A 21,668-nucleotide genomic window follows, 5' to 3' on the forward strand; every position below is an offset into this window, starting at 1 on the left:
CCGTCGACGGACCGGACGGTCCCCGTCAGCGGGAATCGCCTCGGCCCCGGCCCAAGGCGGCCGCCCGTCACCGGGCCCGGTCGCGACGTGGTTCCCCAGGAAAGAAGGCGTCATCCGCCGTGGCTTCACCATCAGGCAGCGTCCCCTCCGACTCGCGCGTCGCGGAATTCGGCATCAACGAGTGGCTCGTCGAGGAGTTCCGGCAGCGCTACCAGGACGATCCCGACTCCGTCGACCTGATCTGGCGGGACTACTTCCGCACGTCCCCGCCGGCCGAGGTGGTGGTGCCGGCGCAGGCGGGGGCGCGCGACGGCGAGGCGGCCGACCGGGCGGCGAAGGCGGTTCGTGTCGCCGCGCTGATCCACGCCTACCGGGTCCGCGGGCACCTGGCGGCCGCCACGGATCCTCTCGCCGCCGCGTCCGCCGAGGGCCACCCCGATCTGGAGCCCGCCGGGCACGGCCTGACGGCGGGGGACGGCCGGCGCGCGTTCCCCGTCGACGGCTTCGCCGGACGCCGGGAGATGACGCTGGACGAGGTGCTCACCACGCTCCGCGCCGCGTACTGCGGCACGACCGGCATCGAGTACATGCACATCCAGGACCCGCGGGAGCGGCGATGGATCCAGCAGCGCGCGGAGGGCCCGCAGCGCCCGTTCAGCGGCGCCGACCAGCTGGCGATCCTCCACCGGCTTGGGTCCGCCGAGGCGTTCGAGACCTTCCTGCACACGAAGTACGTCGGGCAGAAGCGGTACTCGCTGGAAGGCGGCGAGTCGGCGATCGTCCTGCTCGACGCCCTGCTGGAGCGCGCGGCCTCGGCGGGTACGCGGGAGGCCGTCATCGCGATGGCGCACCGCGGCAGGCTGAACGTCCTGGCCAACATCGTCGGCAAGCCCTACGCACGGATCTTCGGCGAGTTCGAGGACGCCGTCGACATCCGGTCCGCGCACGGCTCCGGCGACGTGAAGTACCACCTGGGCGCCGAAGGCACCTTCCACACCTCCGACGGCCGGGCGATCGCGGTCTCCGTCGTGGCCAACCCCTCGCACCTGGAGGTCGTGGGACCGGTGGCGGAAGGGATCGTCCGCGGGCGGCAGGACCTCGCGGACGGCAGCCACGGCCCGTTCTGCGTGCTGCCGGTGGCCGTCCACGGGGACGCCGCGTTCGCCGGCCAGGGCGTGGTGGCCGAGACACTGAACATGTCCCAACTCCCCGGCTACCGCACGGGCGGCACCGTCCACGTCGCCATCAACAACCAACTGGGCTTCACCACCGCCGCCGACGGCGCACGGTCGAGCACCTACGCCACCGACATCGCCCGGACCGTCGCCGCGCCGGTGTTCCACGTCAACGGCGACGACCCCGAAGCCGTCGTGCGGGCCGCCCGCACGGCGTTCGACTACCGGCAGACGTTCGGCAAGGACGTCGTCATCGACCTCGTCTGCTACCGGCGCCACGGCCACAGCGAGGTCGACGACCCCTCGATCACGCAGCCCGTGATGTACGACCGCATCAGCGAACGGCCGTCCGTGCGCGCGCTCTACGCGCAGGCCCTGCTCGCCGCGGGCGACATCGACGAGCAGGAGGCCGAGCGCGCCCGGCAGCGCTACCGCGAGCAGCTGGAGCGGGCCTTCGCCGAGACCGCGGCGGCCGCCAGGACACTCGCCGCCGCGGCAGGCGCCCCGCCCGTCCCGTACCCGACCGCTCCCGCGGGCGCGGCAGACGGGGAGGGGCGGCCGAGGACCGCGGTGGACGAGCCGACACTCCGGCGCGTTCTGAGCACGCAGACCGACCTGCCCGCGGGCTTCACCGCACATCCGCGCGTGCTGCCCCAACTGCTGCGCCGGGCAGCCATGCTCGACGCCGGGAACGTCGACTGGGCCACCGCCGAGGCGCTCGCCTTCGGCTCCCTGCTGCTGGAAGGGGTGCCGGTACGGCTGTCGGGGGAGGACTCCCGGCGCGGCACGTTCGGCCAGCGGCACGCCGTCCTCACCGACCGACGCACCGGACGCCCGCACATCCCGCTCAACACCCTCGGGCCGGACGCGGCGCCGTTCACGCCCTACGACTCGCTGCTGTCCGAACTCGCGGTGCTGGCCTTCGAGTACGGCTACTCGGTGGCCCGCCCCGACGCGCTGGTCCTCTGGGAGGCGCAGTTCGGCGACTTCGTCAACGGCGCCCAGACCGTCGTCGACGAGTACATCGCGTCGTCCGAGCAGAAGTGGGGCCAGCGGGCGGGCGTGACGCTGCTGCTCCCGCACGGGCTGGAGGGGCAGGGGCCGGACCACTCCTCGGCCCGCGTCGAGCGGTTCCTGCAACTGTGCGCGGACGACAACATCACCGTCGCCAACCCCTCGCTGCCCAGCAGTTACTTCCACCTGCTCAGGGAACAGGGCCTCGCCCCGCGGCGCCGGCCGCTGGTGGTCCTCACCCCCAAGTCGATGCTGCGGCTGAAGGCCGCGACGTCCGGACTCGAGGAGTTCACCGGCGGCGCGTTCCGGCCCGTCCTGCCGGACAATGCCCCGGAACCCGAGCGGGTCGAGCGCGTGCTGCTGTGCAGCGGCAAGATCTGCCACGACCTGGAGGCCTACCGGCGCGAGGCCGGGGACCGCAGGACCGCCATCGTGCGGCTGGAGCGGCTGTACCCGTTCCCCGACGCCGAACTGCGCGCGGAACTGCGCAGGTTCCCCGCGGCCACCGAGGTGCGCTGGGTCCAGGAGGAGCCGGCCAACCAGGGCGCGTGGACGTTCGCCGCTCCCCGGATCGCGCCGCTGCTGCCGCGCCTCCTGGCATGCGTCAGCCGGCCCGCCGCCTCCGCCCCCGCGGTCGGGTCCGCCCGCCGTCACGCCGCGGAGCAGCAGGACCTCGTCCGGCGCGCCTTCGCCTGACGCGACCCACCCCTAGGGACGGAGAAACGAGAACACATGGCCCTGCTGGAGCACATCGGGGAACCCGCGGATCTGCGCGGCCTCAGTCACGCACAACTGGGCGCGCTCGCGGACGAGATCCGCGGGTTCCTTGTCCGGCACGTCGCCCGGACCGGCGGTCACCTCGGGCCGAACCTCGGGGTCGTCGAACTCACCCTGGCGCTGCACCGCTGCTTCGACTCCCCGCGCGACGCCCTGCTGTGGGACGTCGGCCACCAGGCCTACGTGCACAAGATCCTCACCGGCAGGACCGCCGGGTTCGCGCGCCTGCGGCAGCGCGGCGGTCTGTCCGGCTACCCCAGCCGGGCGGAGTCGGCGCACGACCACATCGAGCACTCGCACGCCTCCATGGCACTGTCCTACGCCGACGGAATGGCCAAGGCCCGGCAGCTCGCGGGTGACGGCGGCCGGCACATCGTCGCCGTCGTCGGCGACGGCGCCCTCACCGGAGGGCCGGCCTGGGAAGCGCTCAACAGCATCGCGGCAGCTCCCGACCGCCCGGTGGTGATCGTCGTCAACGACAACGGACGGTCCTACGCGCCGACGGTCGGGGGCCTGGCGCGTCACCTCTCGGCGTTGCGCACGCACGCCCGCCACGAGCGGCCGGCGGACCTGGGCAGGCGGGCGCTCGACGAAGCCGGTGCGCCGGGGCGACGTCCGCACCGCGCCGTGCACGCCACCAGGCAGGGCATCAAGGACGCGCTCGCACCGCGGACGTTCTTCGCGGACCTGGGGCTGGCCTACCTCGGCCCGGTCGACGGCCACGACCTGCCCGCGGTGGAGGACGCGCTGGAACGCGCCAAGGGCCTCGGCTGCCCCGTGGTCGTGCACTGCGTGACCCGAAAGGGCCTGGGATACCGTCCGGCCGAGGACGACGACACCGACCACTTCCACGGCGTCGGGGCGATCGATCCGCGCACCGGGGTGCCGCTGCGCACCAGCGGCCTGACCTGGTCCGCCGCGTTCGGCCACGAACTCTCCGCGGCGGCCGCCGAATCACCGGAGGTCGTCGCCATCACGGCCGCGATGCCGGACTCCGTGGGACTGACCGCCTTCGCGGCCCGGTACCCGTCGCGCTTCTTCGACGTCGGGATCGCCGAGCAGCACGCCGTGGCCTCCGCCGCCGGGCTCGCGATGGGCGGCCTGCATCCGGTGGTCGCGGTGTACGGGACGTTCCTCAACCGTGCCGTCGACCAGGTGCTGATGGACCTCGCGCTGCACCGGCTCGGCGTGACCCTCGTGATCGACCGGGCGGGCCTGACCGGCGACGACGGCCCGAGCCACAACGGCCTGTGGGACCTGGCGCTCCTCCAGCCGGTGCCCGGGCTGCGCCTCGCCGCGCCCCGCGACCTGCCCACGCTCCGCGAGGAGCTGCGGGAAGCGCTCGGCGTCGCCGACGCCCCGACCGCGCTCCGCTTCCCCCGCGGCGCGGTGGCGCCGGATATCCCCGCGCTGCGGCGCACCGGCGGCGTCGACGTGCTGCGCGAGTCGCACGGCGGGGTGCTGGTGGTCGCGGTCGGCGTCATGGCGAGAACCGCGCTGGACGCGGCGGAGCTGTGCGCGGCCCGCGGAGTGCCGACCACGGTGGTCGACCCCCGGTGGGTCACGCCGCTGCCGGCCGAGCTGCTCCGGCTCGCCGGCGGCCACCGCGCGGTGGTGACGGTCGAGGACGGACTGCGGTCGGGCGGCGTCGGGACCGCTGTGCTGCAGCAGCTCGCGGACGCCGGGATCACCGCGCCCGTGCGCGTGCTCGGCGTCCGGGACGGCTTCCCCGGGCACGGCACACGGGCGGAGCTGCTGGCCGAGGCCGGGCTGACGCCGGAAGCCGTCGCCCAGGCCGTGGTGTCGGTGGCGGGAGAGGCGTGGACGGCGGGGGCGGCCGATCCGCCGCCCACCACCCGCGGCGCGACGCCGCCGGCACGGTGAACGCGCCCCGCGGTGAGCCGGCCGCCGGTGCCACGGGCGGCCGGTGTCTCGGGCGCCGGTGTCCGTGGCACCGGCCCCGCGGCCGGAAGGTCAGGTGCCGGTGCCGCCGGTGGGCGCCGCCGCGCCGGCCCGGCGTACCGCCCGGGCCGGCCCCGCTCCGCGCCGGGCGGGCGCGGCCGGCACGACCACCCCGTCGTTCCCCGTGACCCCTGTGGTGTGGAACCGGGCACGGAACGCGCCCGGCGTCACGTGGAGGTTCCGCACGAACGCCCTGCGCAGCGACTCCGGCGAGCCGAACCCGCTGCGGCGCGCCACCACGCTCATCGGGTCGTCGCCGCTCTCCAGCATCGCCCGTGCCGCCTCCAGCCGGACCTGCTCCACATAGCGGGCCGGCGTCATGCCCACCTCCTCGCCGAACATCCGCGTCATGTGGCGCGAGCTGACGCCCGCCCGGCGGGCCATGGCCGCGAGCGTGTGGTCCGCGCCGGGGTCCGCGGCCACCGCGTCCAGCACGCGTCGCAGCATCTCCTGCCGGATGTGCGGGGCCCGGGCCCGCACGCTGAACTGCGACTGCCCGCCGGGCCGCTGCATGAAGACGACCAGATCCCGGGCCACCTCCCGGGCCACGTCCGCGCCCGACTGCTCCTCCACGAGTGCCAGCGACAGGTCGATGCCGGCGCTGACCCCGGCCGAGGTCATCATCCTGCCGTCCTTGACGAAGATCGCGTCGGGCTCCACCCGGACCGCGGGGTAGCGCATTGCCAGCTCGCGCGTGTGCCGCCAGTGGGTGGCCGCCCGGCGCCCGTCCAGCAGCCCCGCGGCTGCCAGCAGGAACGCGCCGGTGCACACCGAGACGGTGCAGCGGGACTTCGCGTCCAGCCCGCGCACGACCTCCAGCAGGGTGTCGTCCTTCAGCATCTGCTTCCAGCCCGGGCCGCCCGGGATCAGGAGGACGTCACTGGTCTCACGGGCGTCCTCGGCGGCGCCGTCGACGTGGAGGCGGGTGCCCGCCGACGTGGTGACCCCGTCGCCGCCCACCGACACCATCGACAGCCGGTAGCGTCCGCCGAAGTCGTTCGCCGACATGAACACCTCGACCGGACCGGAGACGTCGAGCGGACGGACCCCGGGGAAGACGAGCACTCTCACCAGCAGCGAGCCGGTTCCCGTGTGGCTGCGGTTCATCGGGGGCCTCCGGACCTGGCGTGCGCTTCTCGCCGATGGTAAGCCCGGTAAGTTTGCAGAACAAACCGACTACCATGGCCCCATGCCCGCCGTTCAGCCACGTGCCTGCCCCATCGCCGGGACGCTCGACCTCGTCGGAGAGCGATGGTCGCTCCTCGTCCTGCGCGAGGTGTTCATGGGCGTGCACCGCTACGCGGGCATCCTGGCCAACACCGGGGCTCCCCGGGACGTCCTCACCAAGCGACTGAGGTCGCTGGAGGCGGCCGGAATCCTGGAACGCCATCGCTACCAGGAGCGCCCTCCGCGCTTCGAGTACCACCTGACCAGCGCGGGCCAGGCACTCGAACCCGTGCTCATCGGGCTGCGGGAGTGGGGCCTGCGCCACCTCGAGGAACCACCGCCCGCGCCCCGCTTCCTGCACACCTGCGGCGCCGACGTCGAGACGCGGGTCGTCTGCGCCCGGTGCGGCGAGCCGCTCGAAGGCGGCGGCCTCGTGACCGTACTGGGGGACACGCCGGTCCAGGCCGCTCCATGAGTGCGGAACGCGGGGTCACGTCCGGACACGGGGAAGCGGATCGCCGTCAGCGGGTCACCCGCCACCGGTCGGCCGTCAGGCGCCCTGCGGTCCGGGGGTCGGCTCGGCGAGGGCGGCGCGTGAGGCCGGTGCGTCGAAGGGGTCCGCGAAGTACTGCGTCTCGTGCACCACTTGCCCGTCGGCGAACTCCATGACGCTGACGGAGAACGTCGGTTCACCGTCGTAGGTGATGACGCACTCGCTCACCCACAGGTCCCCGTGACCGGTGATACGCCGGACGGTGAAGTGCCGGTCGGCCGGATGACCGCCACGCTGCGCCGCGATCGTCGCGCGCCCGCGGAACCGCTCACCCGACTGCGGGTAGTCCAGGACCGCGTCCGTGGCGTAGACGGCGTGCTCGGCGTCGGTGTCCCCGCGTTCCGAGGCCCGCCAGTGCTCCTCGATCGCGGCCCTGATCCGTGCGTCGGCGTCCATGGCACCGTCCTTTCACAAGGCAGACCCTAGGCGCCCCCGACGGGCACGGCCCGCAGCCGGGCGGCCGTGGACGGGGGACATCCCTCCATCGGCCCCGGCCCGCGGCGAATCCCCGAGAGTCGGGACGGCGGACCGGGGCAGACGGGCGGTGAGGGAACCGGCGGAGCGGCGCCGAGGCCGGTGCGGTGCGCGCCGGTTCCGGTCGTGTCGCCCGCCGTCGCCGCGCAGCACACGGAAGGACGACCCGGATGTCGACACACGCCTTGGGACGACGCGCGAGACGGACCGCGCGCCCGCTGCGGGAGGTCATGGGACCCGCGGGACGGGCCGGCTTCACCGCGCGGGGGGTCATCTACCTGCTCGTCGGATTCCTCGCCGTGCGCGTCGCGTTCGGCGACGCCGCCACGCAGGCGGACCGGCAGGGAGCGCTGCGGCAGATCGCCGCGCAGCCGTTCGGCACCGCGCTGCTGTGGCTGCTCGCGGCGGGCCTCGCCGGCATGGCGCTGTGGCGCGGCGCGCTCGCCCTGCTGGTCGACCGCAAGGCCGGCAAGCGGCTCGCGAACGGCGGCCGGGCCGCGTTCTACGCGCTGGTCTGCTGGGGCACCGCGGCCTACGCGGCCGGCGCCGGCGGTTCCTCGGGCGGCAGCGACCAGGAGCCGAAGGACTGGACCGCGCACATCCTGAAACTCCCGGCGGGCCGTTGGCTCACCGGTGCGGCCGGCCTGGCGCTGTGCGGGGTGGGCGTGGTCATCGCCGTCCGCGCGTTGCGCCGGAAGTTCCTGAAGAAGCTCGACACCGCGCGGATGGGGCCGCGGGTCCGTACGGCCGTCACCGTCTGCGGCGCGCTCGGCGGTGCGGCGCGAGGCGCGGTGTACGCGGGCGCCGGGGTGTTCGTCGTGATCGCCGCGGTACGTTTCCAGCCGCACCAGGCCAAGGGCATGGACGAGACGCTGCGCGCCTTCGCCCACACGCCGGCCGGACCGTGGCTGCTGGTGGCGGTCGCCGTGGGGCTCATGCTGTTCGGCCTGTTCTCCTTCGCCTCGGCGCGCTGGCGCCGGCTGTGACGGTGCGCCCGCCCCGGACGGCCGCGTGGACCCGGCCGGCGCGCTCGCCGGGCCCCGGCCGGGGCCCGCGGGCGGCGTCGGCCGTGCACACGGCCCGCCCTCAGTCCGGTTCCATGTACGGCCGCCGGAAGACCGGGGCCTGCCGGGTCCCGTAGGGGCGGACCACGGCCAGCGCCTGCTGCACCGCGGACTCCAGGGGGCCGCCGGTGTCGACGTCCACGGCCTCCGGCCACGGCGTGTCCACGGCCGCCATCGCGGCCGCCACCTCGGGACCCGCGTCCGAGGCTCCCGGCTTCCGGGTCCTGAGCCGCTCCGCCGCGACCGCCTCGGGCGCGTGGCAGTGCAGCGCCACCAGGTCCGCACCGCAGCGTTCCGCGGCCCGTACGGCGGCCTCGCGCTGCCGCCCGTCAGTCCAGGTCGCGTCCAGCACCACGGACTCGCCGGACGCGGCGAGCGCCGCCGCCCGGTCGAGCAGCGCCGCGTAGGTGCCGGCGGTCCGCTCGGGCGTGTAGAGGCCCTCGCCGTACGCGGCCGCCGCGGACTCCTCCACCGGGAGGTGCGCCAGCTCCTTGCGCAGCCGGTCGCTGCTGAGCAGCGTGACGCCGAGGCGGTCGGCCAGCGCGCCGGAGAGCGTCGACTTCCCGCTGCCCGGGAGGCCGCCGACGACCACCAGGGAGACCGCGGACGTCCGCAGATGGCCCAGCGCGCTCCTGAGCAGCCGTCCGGCCGCGGCCTGCGCGCCGGAAGCCCCCTGGGCCGCCTGGATCAGGGAGACCTTGGCACGGACGAACGCGCGGTAGGCCACGTAGTGGTGCCACAGCGACGGCGGCGCGGGGTCCCCGGAGTACTCGGTGTAACGCGCGAGGAACCAGGCCGCGGCCGCGTACGCGTCGAGCTGCTCCAGATCCATCGCGAGGAACGCGGCGTCGTCGAGGCCGTCGACGTAGCGCAGGCGGTCGTCGAACTCCAGGCAGTCCAGGACGCGGGGCCCGTCGTCGAGGCAGAAGACGTCCTCGGCGAGCAGGTCGCCGTGGCCGTCGACGATCCGCTTCTGGGCGATGCGCGCGTCGAACAGCCGCCGTCGGCCCTCGAGATAGCGGTTCGCCAGACGCTCGATCTCGTCGGCGCCCTCGGCGGGGCGGCCCCCGGCGGTCAGCGCGCGGACCTGGTCGAAACCGGCCGACCAGCGCCGCGACAGCGCGTCCCGCGTTCCCTCGGCGTCGATCCGCGGGCCCCGGGGAGCGTCCGCGTGGCGCGCGGCGAGCAGCCGTGCGACGGCCCTCAACTCGTCGTCCACCGGCGCGCCTTCGCGGACGAGGTGCGCGAGACGTCGCTCACCGGGCATGCGGCGCATGACCAGCACCGGTTCCGGCGGCGCGGGCCCCGGCCCCCGGAACTCGCCCAGTCCCAGGTAGACGTCGGGGGCGAAGCGGCGGTTGAGCGCGATCTCCCGCTCGCAGTCGGCGCGCCGCGCCTCCACACTCGTGAAGTCGAGGAAGTCGAGGTCGACCGCCTTCTTGAGTTTGTAGACGCGGTTTCCCAGGAAGAACAGCACCGCCGTGTGGGTCTCGCACACCTCGGCACGCGCCGGTATCCGCCGGGCCGGGGCGTGCTCGGGAACGCTGCTCGCGGCGGGGGCCTCGATGAGGACCTCGGCGAAGCCGGCGCTGACGGTGGGCTCCATGACGGCTGCCTCCCTCACTCTGCGGACGGGTCTCCGCGGATGCGCGTTGGGCGGGCGGGCCCTGACGCGTGCGCGCGGGAGCGGCCCCGCGGCCCGCGGCCCTCCCCACCCCAGCCAAGCCGTGCGCCGCCCGGCCCGGTAGGGCCGACGGTCCCCGCGCCCCGTCCTTCCGGCCCCGCCCCGCCCGACCGGCCCAGGAAGAGGGGAGGCCCGACTGGGCCGACCGGCACTGTCGCGGCGATCCGGCGGGCGGTTGGCTGGCGGCAGCGGAGGGTTCCACCGCTCGCGGCCGGGCCGTGGGCGGTGCTCCACCGCGCTTCACGCGAGGAGTGAGGTCCATGAACGGCACTGTCGATCTCGCCTACAGCTATCCGGTCCTGGGCACGTTCCTGACCGTGCTGTGGGTCTTCCTCTGGATCGTGTGGCTGATCGTGCTGTTCCGCGTCGTGGTGGACATCTTCCGGGACGACACGATGGGCGGCGGCGCCAAGGCCGGCTGGATGATCTTCGTGATCCTGCTGCCGTTCCTGGGAGTGTTCGTGTATCTGGTCGCCCGCGGCCGGGGGATGGGCGCACGCGAGGTCCAGCAGGCCCGGGCCCAGAAGCAGGAGGTCGACGACTACATCCGGGCGACCGCCCGCGGCGACGGCGCGAGCCAGGTGGACGAACTGGCCAGGCTCGCCGAGATGCACGACAAGGGCGGACTGTCGGACGCGGAGTTCGCGCGGGCCAAGGAGAAGATCCTCCACTGACCGGCACACCGGTGCCGACGGCCCGCCCGGCCCCGAACCGCGCATGGGGCCCGTTCGGCCCTAGTACCGGCCGCGACGGGCGGTTAAGGATCTACTCCAGGACCGGTCCATGAGGCGCCGGTGTCGTCACAGGTGAGGGGCCGATGATGAGCGAGCCGCGGCAGTTCTCACCGCAGTCCCCGATCCGGGTGTTCCTGCTGGACGACCACGAGGTGGTGCGCCGCGGCGTGCACGACCTGCTGGACGCCGAGCCGGACATCGAGGTCGTGGGCGAGGCGGGCACCGCGGACCACGCCCTGGCCCGTGGCCCGGCGCTGCGTCCGGACGTCGCCGTGCTGGACGTGCGGCTGCCGGACGGCGACGGCATCACGGTGTGCCGGGAGCTGCGGTCGTCGATGCCCGGCCTGGCCTGCCTGATGCTGACGTCGTTCGACGACGACGACGCGCTGCTCGACGCGATCATGGCGGGTGCCGCCGGGTACGTGCTGAAGCAGATCAAGGGCTCCGACCTGGTGGCGGCGGTGCGCACGGTCGCCTCCGGCCAGTCCATGCTGGATCCCGCCACCACCGCGCGGCTGATGGGCAGGCTGCGCGACGACGGGTCGCCGTCCGATCCCGAGCGGCAGGCGCTGTCCGGGCTGTCGCCCAGGGAACGGGAGATCCTGGAGCTGATCGGCGAGGGCCTGACGAACCGCCAGATCGGCAAGCGCCTGTACCTGTCGGAGAAGACGGTGAAGAACAACGTCTCCCGGCTGCTGGCGAAACTCGGCGTGGAACGGCGCGTCCAGGCGGCGGTGATCGCCACCCAGGGCGCGCCCGAGCACGGGCAGCACCGCGGCCGCGGCTGAGGGCCGTTCGGGCCCGGGGACGGTGACCTGCGGCCCTGCCCGCCGCGCGGCCCCGCGGCCACGCTGGAACGGGGACGACGCGAGGAGGCCACCATGACGACCGCAGCGCTGGACGCGGGGACGCTGGAACAGCTGGTCACCGCGGCCGTGGCCGCGCCCTCCCTGCACAACACCCAGCCGTGGAGGTTCCGCCTCGACCCGGCCACCACGACGATCGAGGTGCGGGCCGCAGGTGACCGGGCCCTGCCGCACACCGACCCCGCCGGCCGTGCCCTGCACCTGTCGGCCGGTGCGGCCGTGTTCAACCTGCGGGTCGCGGTCGCCCACTTCGGCTGGGAGCCGGTCGTCCGGCTGCTGCCCCGCCCCGCCGAACCCGGGCTCCTGGCCGCGGTGCGGCTCGCCGGCCGGCACCCCGCGACGGGCGAGGGCACCGGTCCGGCACCGGACGAGGCGGACCTGTACGACGCGGTGTGGCGCCGGCACAGCAGCCGCTTCCCCTTCGACCCGACGACCGTTCCCGACCTGGTGCGCGAGGAGATCACGGCGGCCGCGACCGCCGAGGGCGCGCTCCTCGTCTTCACCGGGCCGTCGGAGACCGCGCGCATCCTCCAGCTCACCGCCGAGGCCGAACGTCTCGCCGCGGCCGACAGCGGGCGCAGCGCGGAGAGCCGCGCCTGGGTCCGCGACGGCACGGCGGACGGCATCCCCGCGGTCGCGCTCGGCCCCCGGGACGCGGCGGGCCGGCTGCCGGTACGGGACTTCACCACCGGGCGGGCCGCGCACGTCCAGGCCCCGGCGCCGTTCGAGCAGCGCCCGGCCCTCGCCGTGCTGGGCACCCAGCACGACCGGCCCGCGGACTGGCTGCGCGCCGGGCAGGGACTGGAGCACGCGCTGCTGACCGCGACCGCGCACGGTGTGCGGGCCTCCCTGTTCAGCCAGGCGGTCGAGTGGCCGGAGGTCCACTGGGCGCTGCGCGACCCGCGCGGCGGCACCGCGCACGTGCAGATGCTCGTCCGGTTCGGCTACGGCCCCGAGGGCCCGGCGACGCCGCGCCGGTCCGTGCGGGACGTGCTCGACGCGGGCCCGTGAGCCGGACGCGGGCCTGTGAGCCGGTGGCGGCCCCCGGGAGGGGCCAGGGTTCGCCCGGCTGAGATGGACCGCGGGCACGAGCCGGATGCGGCCGGGGGCCGGGCCCGTACGAACGGGGGAAGCCTGGGGCTCAGCGCGTGGCGCCAGGGTCGATCGGCACGCACCAGGCGATCCGCGTCCCTCCCCGGGGACCGGCCGCGACCTCGAAGCGCCCGCCGAGCCGCTCGGCCCGGTCCGCGAGATTGCGCAGCCCGCTGCGCGGTGCGCCGTCCGGGATGCCGCGGCCGTTGTCGGTGACGGTGACCGTCAGCCGGCCGTCCGCGACCACGAGCGTCACCTCGACGCCCGTGGCCTCGGCATGGCGTGCGGTGTTGGAGAGCGCCTCGGTCAGAACGGCGACCGCGTCGTCCGCCGTCGTCGCCGGCACGTCGGTGTCGAGCAGTCCCTCCATGTGCAGGACCGGCGTGAACCCGAGCGTCCCCGCGGCCTGTTCGACGCTCCCGGCGGCCCGGGCGCGCAGGCCCGGCGGCCGGTGCGCCGCCTCCTCGGACCGGAGACCGAAGATCGTGGAGCGGATGATCTTGATGGTCTCGTCGAGGTCGTCCACGGCCCGCAGCAGCCGCTCGCCGGCTTCGGGGCGGTCCACGAACCGCAGCGCGCTCTGCAGGGTCATGCCCGTGGCGAACAGCCGCTGGATGGCCAGGTCGTGCAGGTCCCGGGCGATCCGGTCGCGGTCCTCGAGGACCGCGAGCTGCTCCGCGGACCGCCGCCGTTCGGCGAGTTGCAGCGCCAGCGCCGCCTGGCCGGCGAACGCCAGCAGCGGCGCGGTCTCGGCCTCGGTGAACGGCGGCGCCTGCTCCTTGCGGGCCAGCAGGACCGCCCCCCGTGTCCCCTCGTCCGTCACCATCGGCACGGCCACCGTGGGTCCCAGACCGCTGAACCGCGGCGGGCCCGCCGTCACCCGGGGGTCCTTCTGCACCTCCGGCGTGGTGATGGGGTCGCCCGCCCTCATGGCCGCGCCCATGAACGACCCCTCGCGGGGCAGCACCAGACCGCGGTGGTCGTCGGCGTCGATGCCCACGGCGATCATCACCCGCAGGCGTTCCGCGTCCACCGGGAGGCCGACGACGCCGAGGTCGGCGCGGGCGATCGTCCGCGCGTGCCGGACGATGCGCTCCAGCACGTCCCGCTCGTCGGCGCCGGACAGCAGCGCGGCGACGATGTCGGCGTTGGCCTCCATCCATCGCTGCCGGTCCCGGGCCGACGCGTACAGGCGCGCGTTCTCGATGGCCACCCCGGCGGCGACCGCCAGGGTCTTGAGGACCGTCTCGTCCTCGTCGTCGAACGCCCGGCCACCGCGCTTCTGCGTGAGGTACAGGTTGCCGAAGATCTCGTCGCGGACCCGGATCGGCACCCCGAGGAAGGTGCGCATCGGCGGGTGGCGGGGCGGGAACCCGTACGACTCCGGATGGTCCGCGAGGTTGTCGAGGCGCAGCGGCTCGGGGTGCCGGATCAGTTCGCCCAGGATGCCGTGGCCGGACGGCAGCGGCCCGATCGCCCTTGCGTCTTCCTCGCTGACGCCGACCGTGAGGAACTCCGACAGCCGGTCGCCCTCCACCACACCCAGCGCGCCGTACTCCGCGTCGACCAGCACCACGGCGGACTCCACGATCCGGCGCAGCACCTGCGGGAGGTCGAGCTCGCGGCCGACCGACAGCACCGCCTCGAGGAGGCTGTGGATGCGGTTCTGGGTGCCGCGGGCGGCGTCGATCCGCACCTGCAGCTCGTCCAGGAGTTCGTCCAGCTCCAGCCGCGGGAGGTAGGCGTGCTCGCCACCCCTGTCCTCCGGGCTGCCACCGGCCTCGCTCACCGCTGCCTCCACGCGCGCCCGCCCGCCGCGACCGGGATCTCCTGCTACCGGCCACGGTAGTCGCGGTGCCCGCCGCCTGCCTGCCGCGGACCCCCGCCGGCAACTGTTCCCCGGCCCGACATTCCGGTCGGGTACTGTGCACCGGCCCCGGCACCGGCCGGGGCGTCGCGCTCCCGGCGACGGGCGAGGAGGAACAGCGTGGACATGTCGGTGGCACAGGGGCGACCGGAAGGGCTGCGGCGGCGCCTGGGCGTGTCCGACGCCGTGGTGATCGGGCTCGGCTCGATGATCGGCGCGGGGGTCTTCGCCGCGTTCGCCCCGGCGGCCGCGGCCGCCGGCTCCGGGCTCCTCCCCGCCCTCGCGCTCGCGGCCCTCGTGGCCTACTGCAACGCCACCTCCTCGGCCCGGCTCGCGGCCCGCTACCCGCAGTCCGGCGGCACCTACGTCTACGGGCGCGAGCGCCTCGGTCCCTTCTGGGGCTACCTGGCCGGATGGGGCTTCGTCGTCGGCAAGACCGCGTCCTGCGCCGCCATGGCGCTGACGGTGGGCTCCTACGCGTGGCCCGCCCACGCGCACGCCGTCGCGGTCGCCGCGGTCGTGGCGCTGACCGCCGTGAACTACGCCGGGGTGCAGAAGGCCGCCTGGCTGACGCGCGTGATCGTCGCCGTCGTCCTCGCGGTGCTCGCGGCGGTGGCCGCCACCTGCCTGGCCGGCTCCGCCGCGGACACCGCGCACTGGGCCGTCGGCGCGGACACCGGAGCCCGCGGTCTGCTCCAGGCCGCGGGGCTGCTGTTCTTCGCGTTCGCCGGGTATGCGCGCATCGCCACGCTGGGGGAGGAGGTCCGCGACCCGCGACGGACGATTCCCCGCGCGATCCCGCTGGCGCTGGGCGTCACCCTGGTCGTCTACACCGCCGTCGCGCTGGCCGTCCTCGCCGTGCTCGGCCCCGACCGGCTGGCCCACGCCTCCGCGCCGCTGGCCGAGGCCGTCCGCGCGGCCGGCGTCCCCGCGCTGGTTCCCGTGGTGCGGGCCGGGGCGGCGGTCGCGGCCCTCGGGTCGCTGCTCGCGCTGATCCTGGGGGTCTCGCGCACCACCCTGGCGATGGCCCGCGACCGGCACCTGCCGCCGGCGCTGGCCGCGGTGCACCCGCGGTACGCGGTGCCCCACCGGGCCGAGACGGCCGTCGGCGCCGTCGTCGCCGTGCTGGCGGCGACCGCGGACGTGCGCGGCGCGATCGGCTTCTCCTCCTTCGGCGTCCTCGTCTACTACGCCGTGGCCAACGCCTCCGCGTGGACGCTCAGCCCGGCGGAGGGCCGTCCGGTGCGGATCGTGCCGCTCGCCGGCGCGGCCGGCTGCCTGCTCCTGGCCTTCGCGCTGCCGCTCGCCTCGGTGCTGTCGGGCGCTGCCGTGATCGCGCTCGGCGCCGCCGTCTACGCCGTGCGCAAAGGGCTGCGGAGGGCTGCCGCGTAACGGCGGCGGTGGGGCGCCTTCCGGACGAGGGCCGGTGGGGCGCCGGCCGGACCCGGGCCGGTGGGGTGAGGCGCGGGACGGTCCCACGGAGCCCGACCGCGCGGGTTCCCACCCCGGCCCGGACGTGAGCCGCCGGGACCGCCGTTCAGGGGCTCGGCACGACGGCCTTCGCGGGCGATCGCGTGCCCGGGGACGTACGGCCCCCCGCCGAGGGCCGTGCTGCCCATGCGCGCGTCCCGGCTTCTGGTGACGCTGGAGGTGCGCGCGTGCACGGCTCGCCCGGCGGCCGGAGGCCGCGTGCACCCGGCAGGACCGACGGAGGGACGTGATCCCATGACGCGGCATTCCGCTCCGGTGGGCGACATCGGCCGGCGCCTGGCGCTGCGTCGCCAGGAGCTCGGCATGAGCCGTGAACAGCTGGCCGAGCGGGCCGGCATCGCCTCCAGCTACCTGCAGTACGTCGAGGAGGAGCCGTTCGCGTTCCCCGGGCCGACGTTCCTGCTCCGGGTCGCGGAGGCCCTGGGGACGAGCGTGCCGCAGCTGCACGGCGCGGACGCCGGCCTGCCGCCCGGACTCGGCGAGGCCGCCGAGAACGCTGTCCTGGCCCCGCTCGGGCCGGAGGAGTGCATGGCGCTGCTCTCCGATCACGGGGTCGGCCGGGTCTCGGTGACCACCGGTGACGGACCCGCGATCGTGCCGGTCAACTACACCGTGGCGGACGGTTGCGTCGCGTTCAGGACCGCGCCGTCGGCAGCGCCCGCCCTGGCGGCGAACCACGAGGTGGCGTTCGAGGTGGACCGGTTCGACGAGGCGCTGAGCGAGGGATGGAGCGTGCTCGTGCTCGGCCCCGCCGCGATGGTCACCGACGCCGCGGACGCGCGGGACCTCCAGGAGCGCGCGCACAGCGGACCCTGGGCCGGCGGCGACCGGCCCGTGTGGATCCGCATCGCACCGCGCCGCGTCACCGGCCGGCGCGTCACCGCCGCCTGACACGCCTCGCGCGCCCGGCCGCCTGCCCCGGCCGCATCCCGCGGGAGGAACCGGCCTCCGGCCCCGCGACGGGAAACGGCCTCCGGCCCCCCAGCGGGGGCCGTTCGGCCCCTCGTGCGGTCTGCGCGGCCCCTCCCGACACGCCGTCGCGACATGCGACGGTCGCAGGAGAACGGCCGGACCGAAAGGGGGCCGTGAGCATGCGGACGACCGTGAGGTTCTGGCGCTGGCGCCGCAATCCGCTCAAACGAGGCACGGACCGCGCCGAGGCGTGGAGCGTGGTCGCCCTGACGGCGGCGCTCGTCGTCGGAGCCCCCGCGGCAGGCGCGGCGACGGGACTCGGCGTGGCCGCCGCCGCTCACCGTCCGGCCGGCTGGCACGCCACCACGGCCACCCTCACCCGGCAGGCGCCGCCGGCCCCCGCCGGCTACAGCCTCACCGGCAGCACCGGGGCCGTCCGCTCCGACGTGCACTGGACCACCGCGGACGGCCGCGTCCACCACGGGCTGGCGATCGTCCGCCCGGACAGCCCGGCGGGCAGCCGCACGACGGTCTGGCTCGACCGCGGCGGCGCCCTCCACGACGATCCTGTCGACCCCGTCGCCGTGCGCGGCCGGGCCATGGCCTACGGCACCTGTGCGGCGACCGGCACCGCGCTGCTCGCGGGCGCCGGCTGGACGTGCACGCGCCGCTGTCTGGACCGCAGGCGGGCCGCGGACCTGGACCGGGAATGGGCCCGGGTGGGCCCGCAGTGGGGGACGACGGCGCGCGGGTGACGGCCGGAGGTCCGCACGGGACCCGTCCGGGGCCGAACCTGGGGCGAAGTGCACGGCTGTTCGCGGTCGGTCGGACGTCGCGGCCGGGGGCCGACCGGCCCACCCCGCTGGACGGTCCGGCCCTGACCGCCGCCACGGTCGCCGTGCGACGGTGAGGGTGGAGGAGGCGAACGCCGGCGCCCGCCGCCGTCGCCCCGGCGCGGACGGACACGGCCGGGCCTCGGACGGCCCCGCGACCGGGGTGGCACCACCGGGAAGCCCCGCGACCGGACCGTGCGACAGGTGCCGGTGTCCCGCAGTGCGACCCGACCACGGGAGAGGCCCATGACCAGGACCGAGCGAGTGGTGGCGGGCGTCTCCGGCGCCCACCCCGAGGTGAGCGGGCACGTCGTCCGCTGGGCGGCGGACGCGGCGGACGTCCGCGGTCTCCCGCTGCACATCGTGCACGCCCAGGACTGGCCGCGCGGCACCTCCCCGGACGCCGGACCCGGCCACCCCGCACACGTGTGGTCGCGGCACTTCCGGGCCAACGGCGAGGCCCTGCTCGACGACGCCAGGCGGATCGCCGCGGCGGACCGGCCCGCGCTGACCGTGACCACCGAACTGGCCGCGGGCCGCGCGGTGCAGGTCCTGCGCGAAGCCGCAGACGCCGCCGCCGTGCTGGTGCTCGGCGCCCGGCGCCTCACCGGCATCGAGGGCGCCTTCGCTGGCAGCGGCAAGGGGCACGCGCTGGCCGGCCATCTCCCGTGCCCGGTCGCGCTGGTGCCCGAGCCGGACACCGGCGTGCCGGACTACGCGCCCCTCGTCGTGGGTGTCGACGGCTCGCCCGCCTCGCACGTGGCGCTCGACCTCGCGTTCGAGGAGGCCGCCGCGGCCAAGGCCGACCTGGTCGCGGTCGAGGTCCGCCGCCCGCGGGACTACACCTGGGCGGAGCTTCCCGAGGACACCGAACTCAACCTCGCCGAGGCGCTGGCCGGTTACGGCGAGCGGTACCCGGACGTCGCCGTGAGCCAGGAGATCCTGTCCGGCAACCCGGCCGCCGTGCTGGCATCCGCGTCCGAGCGGGCACGCTGCCTCGTGGTCGGCAGCCGCGGACTCGGCGGGTTCCGCGGCATGCTGCTCGGGTCCACCAGCCGGGCCCTGATCCACCACACCGACTGCCCGCTGGTCATCGCGCCCCTTCCGCACGGCCGTTGACGACGCCCTCCCGCGCCGGACACCCGTCACGGCGCGGCGGCCGGGTGCGGACGGGACGTCCCGCTCCAGCGTGGAGGAGAGGCGAACGACGATGACCGCTCCCCATGTGCTGATCGCCTACGCGTCGAGGAACCGCGGCACGGCCGAGATCGCCGACTGGATCGGCCTGACCCTCACCGCCGAGGGCGTCCCGGCCGACGTGCGGGCCGCCGCCGACATCCAGGACCTCTGCGGCTACACCGCGGTGGTGCTCGGCTCCGGCCTGTACGCGGGACGGTGGCTGCGCGACGCGACACGCTTCGCCCGCGGCCACCGCGTGGCCCTGCGCGCGGTCCCGGTCTGGCTGTTCAGCAGCGGACCGCTGGACTCCTCGGCCGCCGAACGCGACATCCCGCCGGTCAACGGTGTGGTGAAGGTCGCCGACGAGCTCGACGCCGTCGAGCACGCCACCTTCGGCGGGCGGCTGGTGCCCGGCGCGCACGGACTGGTCGCGCGGATGATCCTCAGCAGGGGCCGGGGTGGCGACTTCCGGGACCGTGCCCAGGTGCGGGCGTGGGCCCGACGCATCGCCGCCACCGCGGCCTTGGAGCGCCCGCAGCTCATCTGACCGCGGGCGCCGGCCCTTGTCGCGTGCGGCGGCTCTCCGGCCGGGGCGAGCGCTGCCGGTCTGCGGCCTGGGCGTCGGCCGTCAGGAGACGGGCATGGTCGTGATGTGGCGGCCCGTCACCTGGGTGGGGCTGATGCGGACCCACAGCGGCCGGCTGCCGCCCGCCCAGGGTTCCAGCGCGTGCATCCGCGCGAGGTGGTCGGCGGCCTCCGGATCGTCGATGCGCTCGGCGGTGCCGGTGACGAGCACGCTCCATCCGCGGCTCAACCGGTCGTCGATGCTGTCCGCCTCGAACGACACGACGGCGCCGTCCGCCGGCGCGGCCGGGCCCTGCGGCACCGTGCGGTACAGGACGGTCTTCGCGTCGACCGCGTAGTTGACCGGGAACGCGCCCGGTCCCGACGACGACGCGAGCACCACGCGCCCGACGCCGTGCGTGCCGAGCCGATCCCAGCACTCCGCCTCGGTGAGCCGGGCGAGCACCGGACGCTCACCCGCCGCGGTCTGTCCCGGGGGCTGGTCGTGGCGGTCTTCGAAGAGCCGGTGGTAGGGCAGTCCCAGCGCTCCCGCGATACGGGCGAGCGCGGACGGGTCGAAGTCCGGCGCGGCGTTCAGCACCTGGTCGAGGTAGCACGGCGACATGCCTGCCTCGCGCGCCAGCTCCTCCTTGCTCAGACCCAGTTGCTTGAGCCGTCCGGAGACGCGTCCGGCCGTCTCGCGGGACTCGGGGTGAGCCGTGCTGCTTTCGGGGCCGTCCATGGCCGCCTCCTTCCACGGGCACTGCCCCCGAGGCGTTCCGCTCCCTCTCCAGCTTCACCCGCGGCGGTCCACGCCGCCACGCGCGAGCGGCCCGCGAGGGGGGACCGAACGGCTCGGCGTGGCCGGCTCAGGGAAGGACCTCCAGCAGCCGGTCGGCCGGTACGGCGGCCGAGCGCGGGCTCTGGCCGGTGATGAGGTTGCGGTCCTCGACGCGGTACGGCATCCCCGACGCCCTGCTCCGCCGTCGCACTTCACCCTCCGCGCCCGTCCGGTCACAGCCGTCGCCCTCCTCACGGCAGGCACCCAGCGTGACCGTCGCACGCCGGCCGCCCGGGGACACGGGACCCGGCTCAGGCCCCGGACCTGACCGGGGAGACGTGGTACTGGCGGATCCGCCAGGCCGGTCCCTGCCGGACCAGGACGAGGGACATGTGCACGTGGGCCTGGGGGCCCTCGGGGTTGCGGATGGTGACCTCGGCGAAGCCGCCCGCCACGTCCTCGCCGAGGGCGAAGGTGTGGAGGACCTTCCCCTCGGCGCTGCGGTCGGCGGCGACGGCCGCGTAGTAGGCGCGCACGGCGTCACGCCCGCGGGTGGGCTCCGGGCCGTAGCCCTGGAAGAGGGCGTCGGAGGTGAAGAGTTCGGCCATGGCCTCCGGGTCGTGGCGGTTGAAAGCGCTGATCCAGCCGGACAGCGCGGCATGCAGGGGGTGGCTCATCGTGGGCTCGCTCTCAGAGTTCGGCAGGGGAGACGCCAGGTTTAGACGACCGGTCGATTAGCATTAAACATGCAGGTCGCACCTCCGCGCGGACCTGAGCCGGCGGCCGGACCGCCGCCGACCTGCGAGGCGAGTCCCGGCCTCCCACGTGGGAGGAAGCCGGTCCTGGCCGCACCCCTGCCCGCCTTTGACGCGGTCCGATCCGGGCGCGTTTACTCCGAATAGCCGACCGACCGACTACGAGCACTCCCGGTGCCGTGGCCGGTCCCGCCGGCACGGGCGACCCCGTACGCGGGTTTCCCGTTCTTCTCGTCCGTTCCGATCTGCCCGTCGTTTCCCGTCACGAGGACCCACACCGCACATGAGCACGTTCACCGGCTTCGCCCACATCGCCATCGTGGTCCGCGCCATGGCCACCAGCGTCGACTGGTACCGGCGCGTCCTGGGATTCGAGCCCGTCGGCGCGGTGCGCCCCGGGCCGGCCGGTGCGGGGCGTCCGCGGCAGATGATGCGGCACGCCGACAGCGGGCTGGTCCTGGCCGTGCACGAGCCGGAGCGCCGCAGCGGCGACCTGTTCGACCCGTCCCGCACCGGGCTCGACCACTTCTCGCTCGCCGTCGCCGACCGCGGCGCCCTCGACGACTGGACCCGCTACCTGGACGACCTCGGGGCGTCCCACTCCCCGGTGCGGGACACCGGCTCCTCGGCGTTCCTCACCGTCACCGACCCGGACGGCATCGTCTGGGAACTGTGGGCGGCGGCACCGCAGAACTGAGTCCCGAGCACAACACCCGGCACGCAA

At 75.3% G+C, this 21,668-nt stretch carries 19 protein-coding genes; 13 read left to right on the plus strand and 6 right to left on the minus strand.

All coding sequences use genetic code 11. The annotated features are described in order from the left end of the window. The first annotated feature begins 119 nt into the window (after positions 1 to 119). Both BMW99_RS11930 and dxs read left to right on the plus strand, forming a co-directional pair. Entirely contained in the window at positions 120 to 2,885 is a 2,766-nt protein-coding gene (locus BMW99_RS11930; RefSeq protein ID WP_079176021.1) for a multifunctional oxoglutarate decarboxylase/oxoglutarate dehydrogenase thiamine pyrophosphate-binding subunit/dihydrolipoyllysine-residue succinyltransferase subunit, read from the plus strand. Positions 2,886 to 2,921: 36 nt separating this feature from the next. Then, on the plus strand, positions 2,922 to 4,850 hold the full coding sequence (gene dxs / locus BMW99_RS11935; protein ID WP_075016764.1) for a 1-deoxy-D-xylulose-5-phosphate synthase: 1,929 nt from the start codon (positions 2,922 to 2,924) through the stop codon (positions 4,848 to 4,850). Between the two features lie 90 nt (positions 4,851 to 4,940). On the opposite strand, the gene BMW99_RS11940 is transcribed toward dxs, so the two are convergent. Then, the gene (locus BMW99_RS11940) at positions 4,941 to 6,035 is read right to left on the minus strand and encodes a GlxA family transcriptional regulator (protein WP_107485358.1); all 1,095 of its coding nucleotides are present in this window, start codon (positions 6,033 to 6,035) and stop codon (positions 4,941 to 4,943) included. 82 nt (positions 6,036 to 6,117) lie between these two features. On the opposite strand from BMW99_RS11940, the gene BMW99_RS11945 reads away from it, so the two are divergent. Next, a complete protein-coding gene (locus BMW99_RS11945) occupies positions 6,118 to 6,570 on the plus strand; it encodes a winged helix-turn-helix transcriptional regulator (protein WP_069466329.1) in 453 nt (150 codons plus the stop codon). A 75-nt stretch (positions 6,571 to 6,645) separates the two neighbouring features. On the opposite strand, the gene BMW99_RS11950 is transcribed toward BMW99_RS11945, so the two are convergent. Further along, on the minus strand, positions 6,646 to 7,044 hold the full coding sequence (locus tag BMW99_RS11950; protein ID WP_069466328.1) for a nuclear transport factor 2 family protein: 399 nt from the start codon (positions 7,042 to 7,044) through the stop codon (positions 6,646 to 6,648). Between the two features lie 308 nt (positions 7,045 to 7,352). Here BMW99_RS11950 and BMW99_RS11955 point away from each other — a divergent pair, with 308 nt between their 5' ends. Then, the gene (locus BMW99_RS11955; RefSeq protein ID WP_245791399.1) at positions 7,353 to 8,108 is read left to right on the plus strand and encodes a DUF1206 domain-containing protein; all 756 of its coding nucleotides are present in this window, start codon (positions 7,353 to 7,355) and stop codon (positions 8,106 to 8,108) included. Between the two features lie 100 nt (positions 8,109 to 8,208). On the opposite strand, the gene BMW99_RS11960 is transcribed toward BMW99_RS11955, so the two are convergent. Then, entirely contained in the window at positions 8,209 to 9,684 is a 1,476-nt protein-coding gene (locus tag BMW99_RS11960; RefSeq protein ID WP_075016811.1) for a bifunctional aminoglycoside phosphotransferase/ATP-binding protein, read from the minus strand. Between the two features lie 446 nt (positions 9,685 to 10,130). Between BMW99_RS11960 and BMW99_RS11965 the strand changes: the two genes are divergently transcribed. The 3 genes from BMW99_RS11965 (at position 10,131) to BMW99_RS41280 (ending at position 12,481) form a co-directional block, all read left to right on the plus strand. Continuing rightward, entirely contained in the window at positions 10,131 to 10,544 is a 414-nt protein-coding gene (locus BMW99_RS11965; RefSeq protein WP_075016766.1) for an SHOCT domain-containing protein, read from the plus strand. A gap of 146 nt (positions 10,545 to 10,690) precedes the next feature. After that, a complete protein-coding gene (locus BMW99_RS11970; protein WP_069465265.1) occupies positions 10,691 to 11,392 on the plus strand; it encodes a response regulator in 702 nt (233 codons plus the stop codon). A gap of 93 nt (positions 11,393 to 11,485) precedes the next feature. Then, the gene (locus BMW99_RS41280; RefSeq protein WP_069465261.1) at positions 11,486 to 12,481 is read left to right on the plus strand and encodes an Acg family FMN-binding oxidoreductase; all 996 of its coding nucleotides are present in this window, start codon (positions 11,486 to 11,488) and stop codon (positions 12,479 to 12,481) included. A 130-nt stretch (positions 12,482 to 12,611) separates the two neighbouring features. Here BMW99_RS41280 and BMW99_RS11980 read toward each other — a convergent pair whose 3' ends face one another. Continuing rightward, positions 12,612 to 14,351 carry a sensor histidine kinase gene (locus tag BMW99_RS11980; protein ID WP_069465264.1) on the minus strand — a complete coding sequence of 580 codons (1,740 nt, stop codon included), beginning with the start codon at positions 14,349 to 14,351 and terminating at the stop codon, positions 12,612 to 12,614. 204 nt (positions 14,352 to 14,555) lie between these two features. Between BMW99_RS11980 and BMW99_RS11985 the strand changes: the two genes are divergently transcribed. The 5 genes from BMW99_RS11985 to BMW99_RS12010 all read left to right on the plus strand — a co-directional run bounded on the left by BMW99_RS11985 (position 14,556) and on the right by BMW99_RS12010 (position 19,391). After that, entirely contained in the window at positions 14,556 to 15,821 is a 1,266-nt protein-coding gene (locus BMW99_RS11985) for an APC family permease (RefSeq protein ID WP_069465263.1), read from the plus strand. Positions 15,822 to 16,154: 333 nt separating this feature from the next. Then, on the plus strand, positions 16,155 to 16,811 hold the full coding sequence (locus BMW99_RS11990; protein WP_069465260.1) for a helix-turn-helix domain-containing protein: 657 nt from the start codon (positions 16,155 to 16,157) through the stop codon (positions 16,809 to 16,811). A gap of 200 nt (positions 16,812 to 17,011) precedes the next feature. Next, the gene (locus tag BMW99_RS11995; RefSeq protein ID WP_075016767.1) at positions 17,012 to 17,587 is read left to right on the plus strand and encodes an Rv1733c family protein; all 576 of its coding nucleotides are present in this window, start codon (positions 17,012 to 17,014) and stop codon (positions 17,585 to 17,587) included. A 324-nt stretch (positions 17,588 to 17,911) separates the two neighbouring features. Further along, complete coding sequence (locus BMW99_RS12005) at positions 17,912 to 18,784, plus strand: universal stress protein (RefSeq protein WP_069466451.1); 873 nt, start codon at positions 17,912 to 17,914, stop codon at positions 18,782 to 18,784. 91 nt (positions 18,785 to 18,875) lie between these two features. Then, positions 18,876 to 19,391: a flavodoxin domain-containing protein gene (locus BMW99_RS12010; RefSeq protein ID WP_069466450.1), complete on the plus strand. Its 516-nt coding sequence runs from the start codon at positions 18,876 to 18,878 to the stop codon at positions 19,389 to 19,391. Positions 19,392 to 19,472: 81 nt separating this feature from the next. Here the strand turns inward: BMW99_RS12010 and BMW99_RS12015 are convergent, their stop codons facing one another. Then, positions 19,473 to 20,150, minus strand: a complete 678-nt coding sequence (locus BMW99_RS12015) for a helix-turn-helix domain-containing protein (RefSeq protein WP_069466449.1) — start codon at positions 20,148 to 20,150, stop codon at positions 19,473 to 19,475. A 350-nt stretch (positions 20,151 to 20,500) separates the two neighbouring features. Continuing rightward, positions 20,501 to 20,866 (minus strand): SgcJ/EcaC family oxidoreductase, encoded by a 366-nt coding sequence (locus BMW99_RS12020; RefSeq protein ID WP_069466448.1) that lies wholly within the window; start codon positions 20,864 to 20,866, stop codon positions 20,501 to 20,503. A gap of 361 nt (positions 20,867 to 21,227) precedes the next feature. On the opposite strand from BMW99_RS12020, the gene BMW99_RS12025 reads away from it, so the two are divergent. Beyond that, entirely contained in the window at positions 21,228 to 21,641 is a 414-nt protein-coding gene (locus BMW99_RS12025; protein ID WP_069466447.1) for a VOC family protein, read from the plus strand. Positions 21,642 to 21,668 lie beyond the last annotated feature (27 nt).

Source organism: Actinacidiphila rubida (assembly GCF_900110255.1).
Taxonomy (GTDB): domain Bacteria; phylum Actinomycetota; class Actinomycetes; order Streptomycetales; family Streptomycetaceae; genus Actinacidiphila; species Actinacidiphila rubida.

Coding starts and splice junctions, on each gene's coding strand:
- dxs (WP_075016764.1), top strand. CDS start 2,922: ATGGCCCTGCTGGAGCACATCGGGGAACCCGCGGATCTGCGCGGCCTC.
- BMW99_RS11940 (WP_107485358.1), bottom strand. CDS start 6,035: ATGAACCGCAGCCACACGGGAACCGGCTCGCTGCTGGTGAGAGTGCTC.
- BMW99_RS11945 (WP_069466329.1), top strand. CDS start 6,118: ATGCCCGCCGTTCAGCCACGTGCCTGCCCCATCGCCGGGACGCTCGAC.
- BMW99_RS11950 (WP_069466328.1), bottom strand. CDS start 7,044: ATGGACGCCGACGCACGGATCAGGGCCGCGATCGAGGAGCACTGGCGG.
- BMW99_RS11955 (WP_245791399.1), top strand. CDS start 7,353: ATGGGACCCGCGGGACGGGCCGGCTTCACCGCGCGGGGGGTCATCTAC.
- BMW99_RS11965 (WP_075016766.1), top strand. CDS start 10,131: ATGAACGGCACTGTCGATCTCGCCTACAGCTATCCGGTCCTGGGCACG.
- BMW99_RS11970 (WP_069465265.1), top strand. CDS start 10,691: ATGAGCGAGCCGCGGCAGTTCTCACCGCAGTCCCCGATCCGGGTGTTC.
- BMW99_RS41280 (WP_069465261.1), top strand. CDS start 11,486: ATGACGACCGCAGCGCTGGACGCGGGGACGCTGGAACAGCTGGTCACC.
- BMW99_RS11985 (WP_069465263.1), top strand. CDS start 14,556: ATGTCGGTGGCACAGGGGCGACCGGAAGGGCTGCGGCGGCGCCTGGGC.
- BMW99_RS11990 (WP_069465260.1), top strand. CDS start 16,155: ATGACGCGGCATTCCGCTCCGGTGGGCGACATCGGCCGGCGCCTGGCG.
- BMW99_RS11995 (WP_075016767.1), top strand. CDS start 17,012: ATGCGGACGACCGTGAGGTTCTGGCGCTGGCGCCGCAATCCGCTCAAA.
- BMW99_RS12005 (WP_069466451.1), top strand. CDS start 17,912: ATGACCAGGACCGAGCGAGTGGTGGCGGGCGTCTCCGGCGCCCACCCC.
- BMW99_RS12010 (WP_069466450.1), top strand. CDS start 18,876: ATGACCGCTCCCCATGTGCTGATCGCCTACGCGTCGAGGAACCGCGGC.
- BMW99_RS12015 (WP_069466449.1), bottom strand. CDS start 20,150: ATGGACGGCCCCGAAAGCAGCACGGCTCACCCCGAGTCCCGCGAGACG.
- BMW99_RS12020 (WP_069466448.1), bottom strand. CDS start 20,866: ATGAGCCACCCCCTGCATGCCGCGCTGTCCGGCTGGATCAGCGCTTTC.
- BMW99_RS12025 (WP_069466447.1), top strand. CDS start 21,228: ATGAGCACGTTCACCGGCTTCGCCCACATCGCCATCGTGGTCCGCGCC.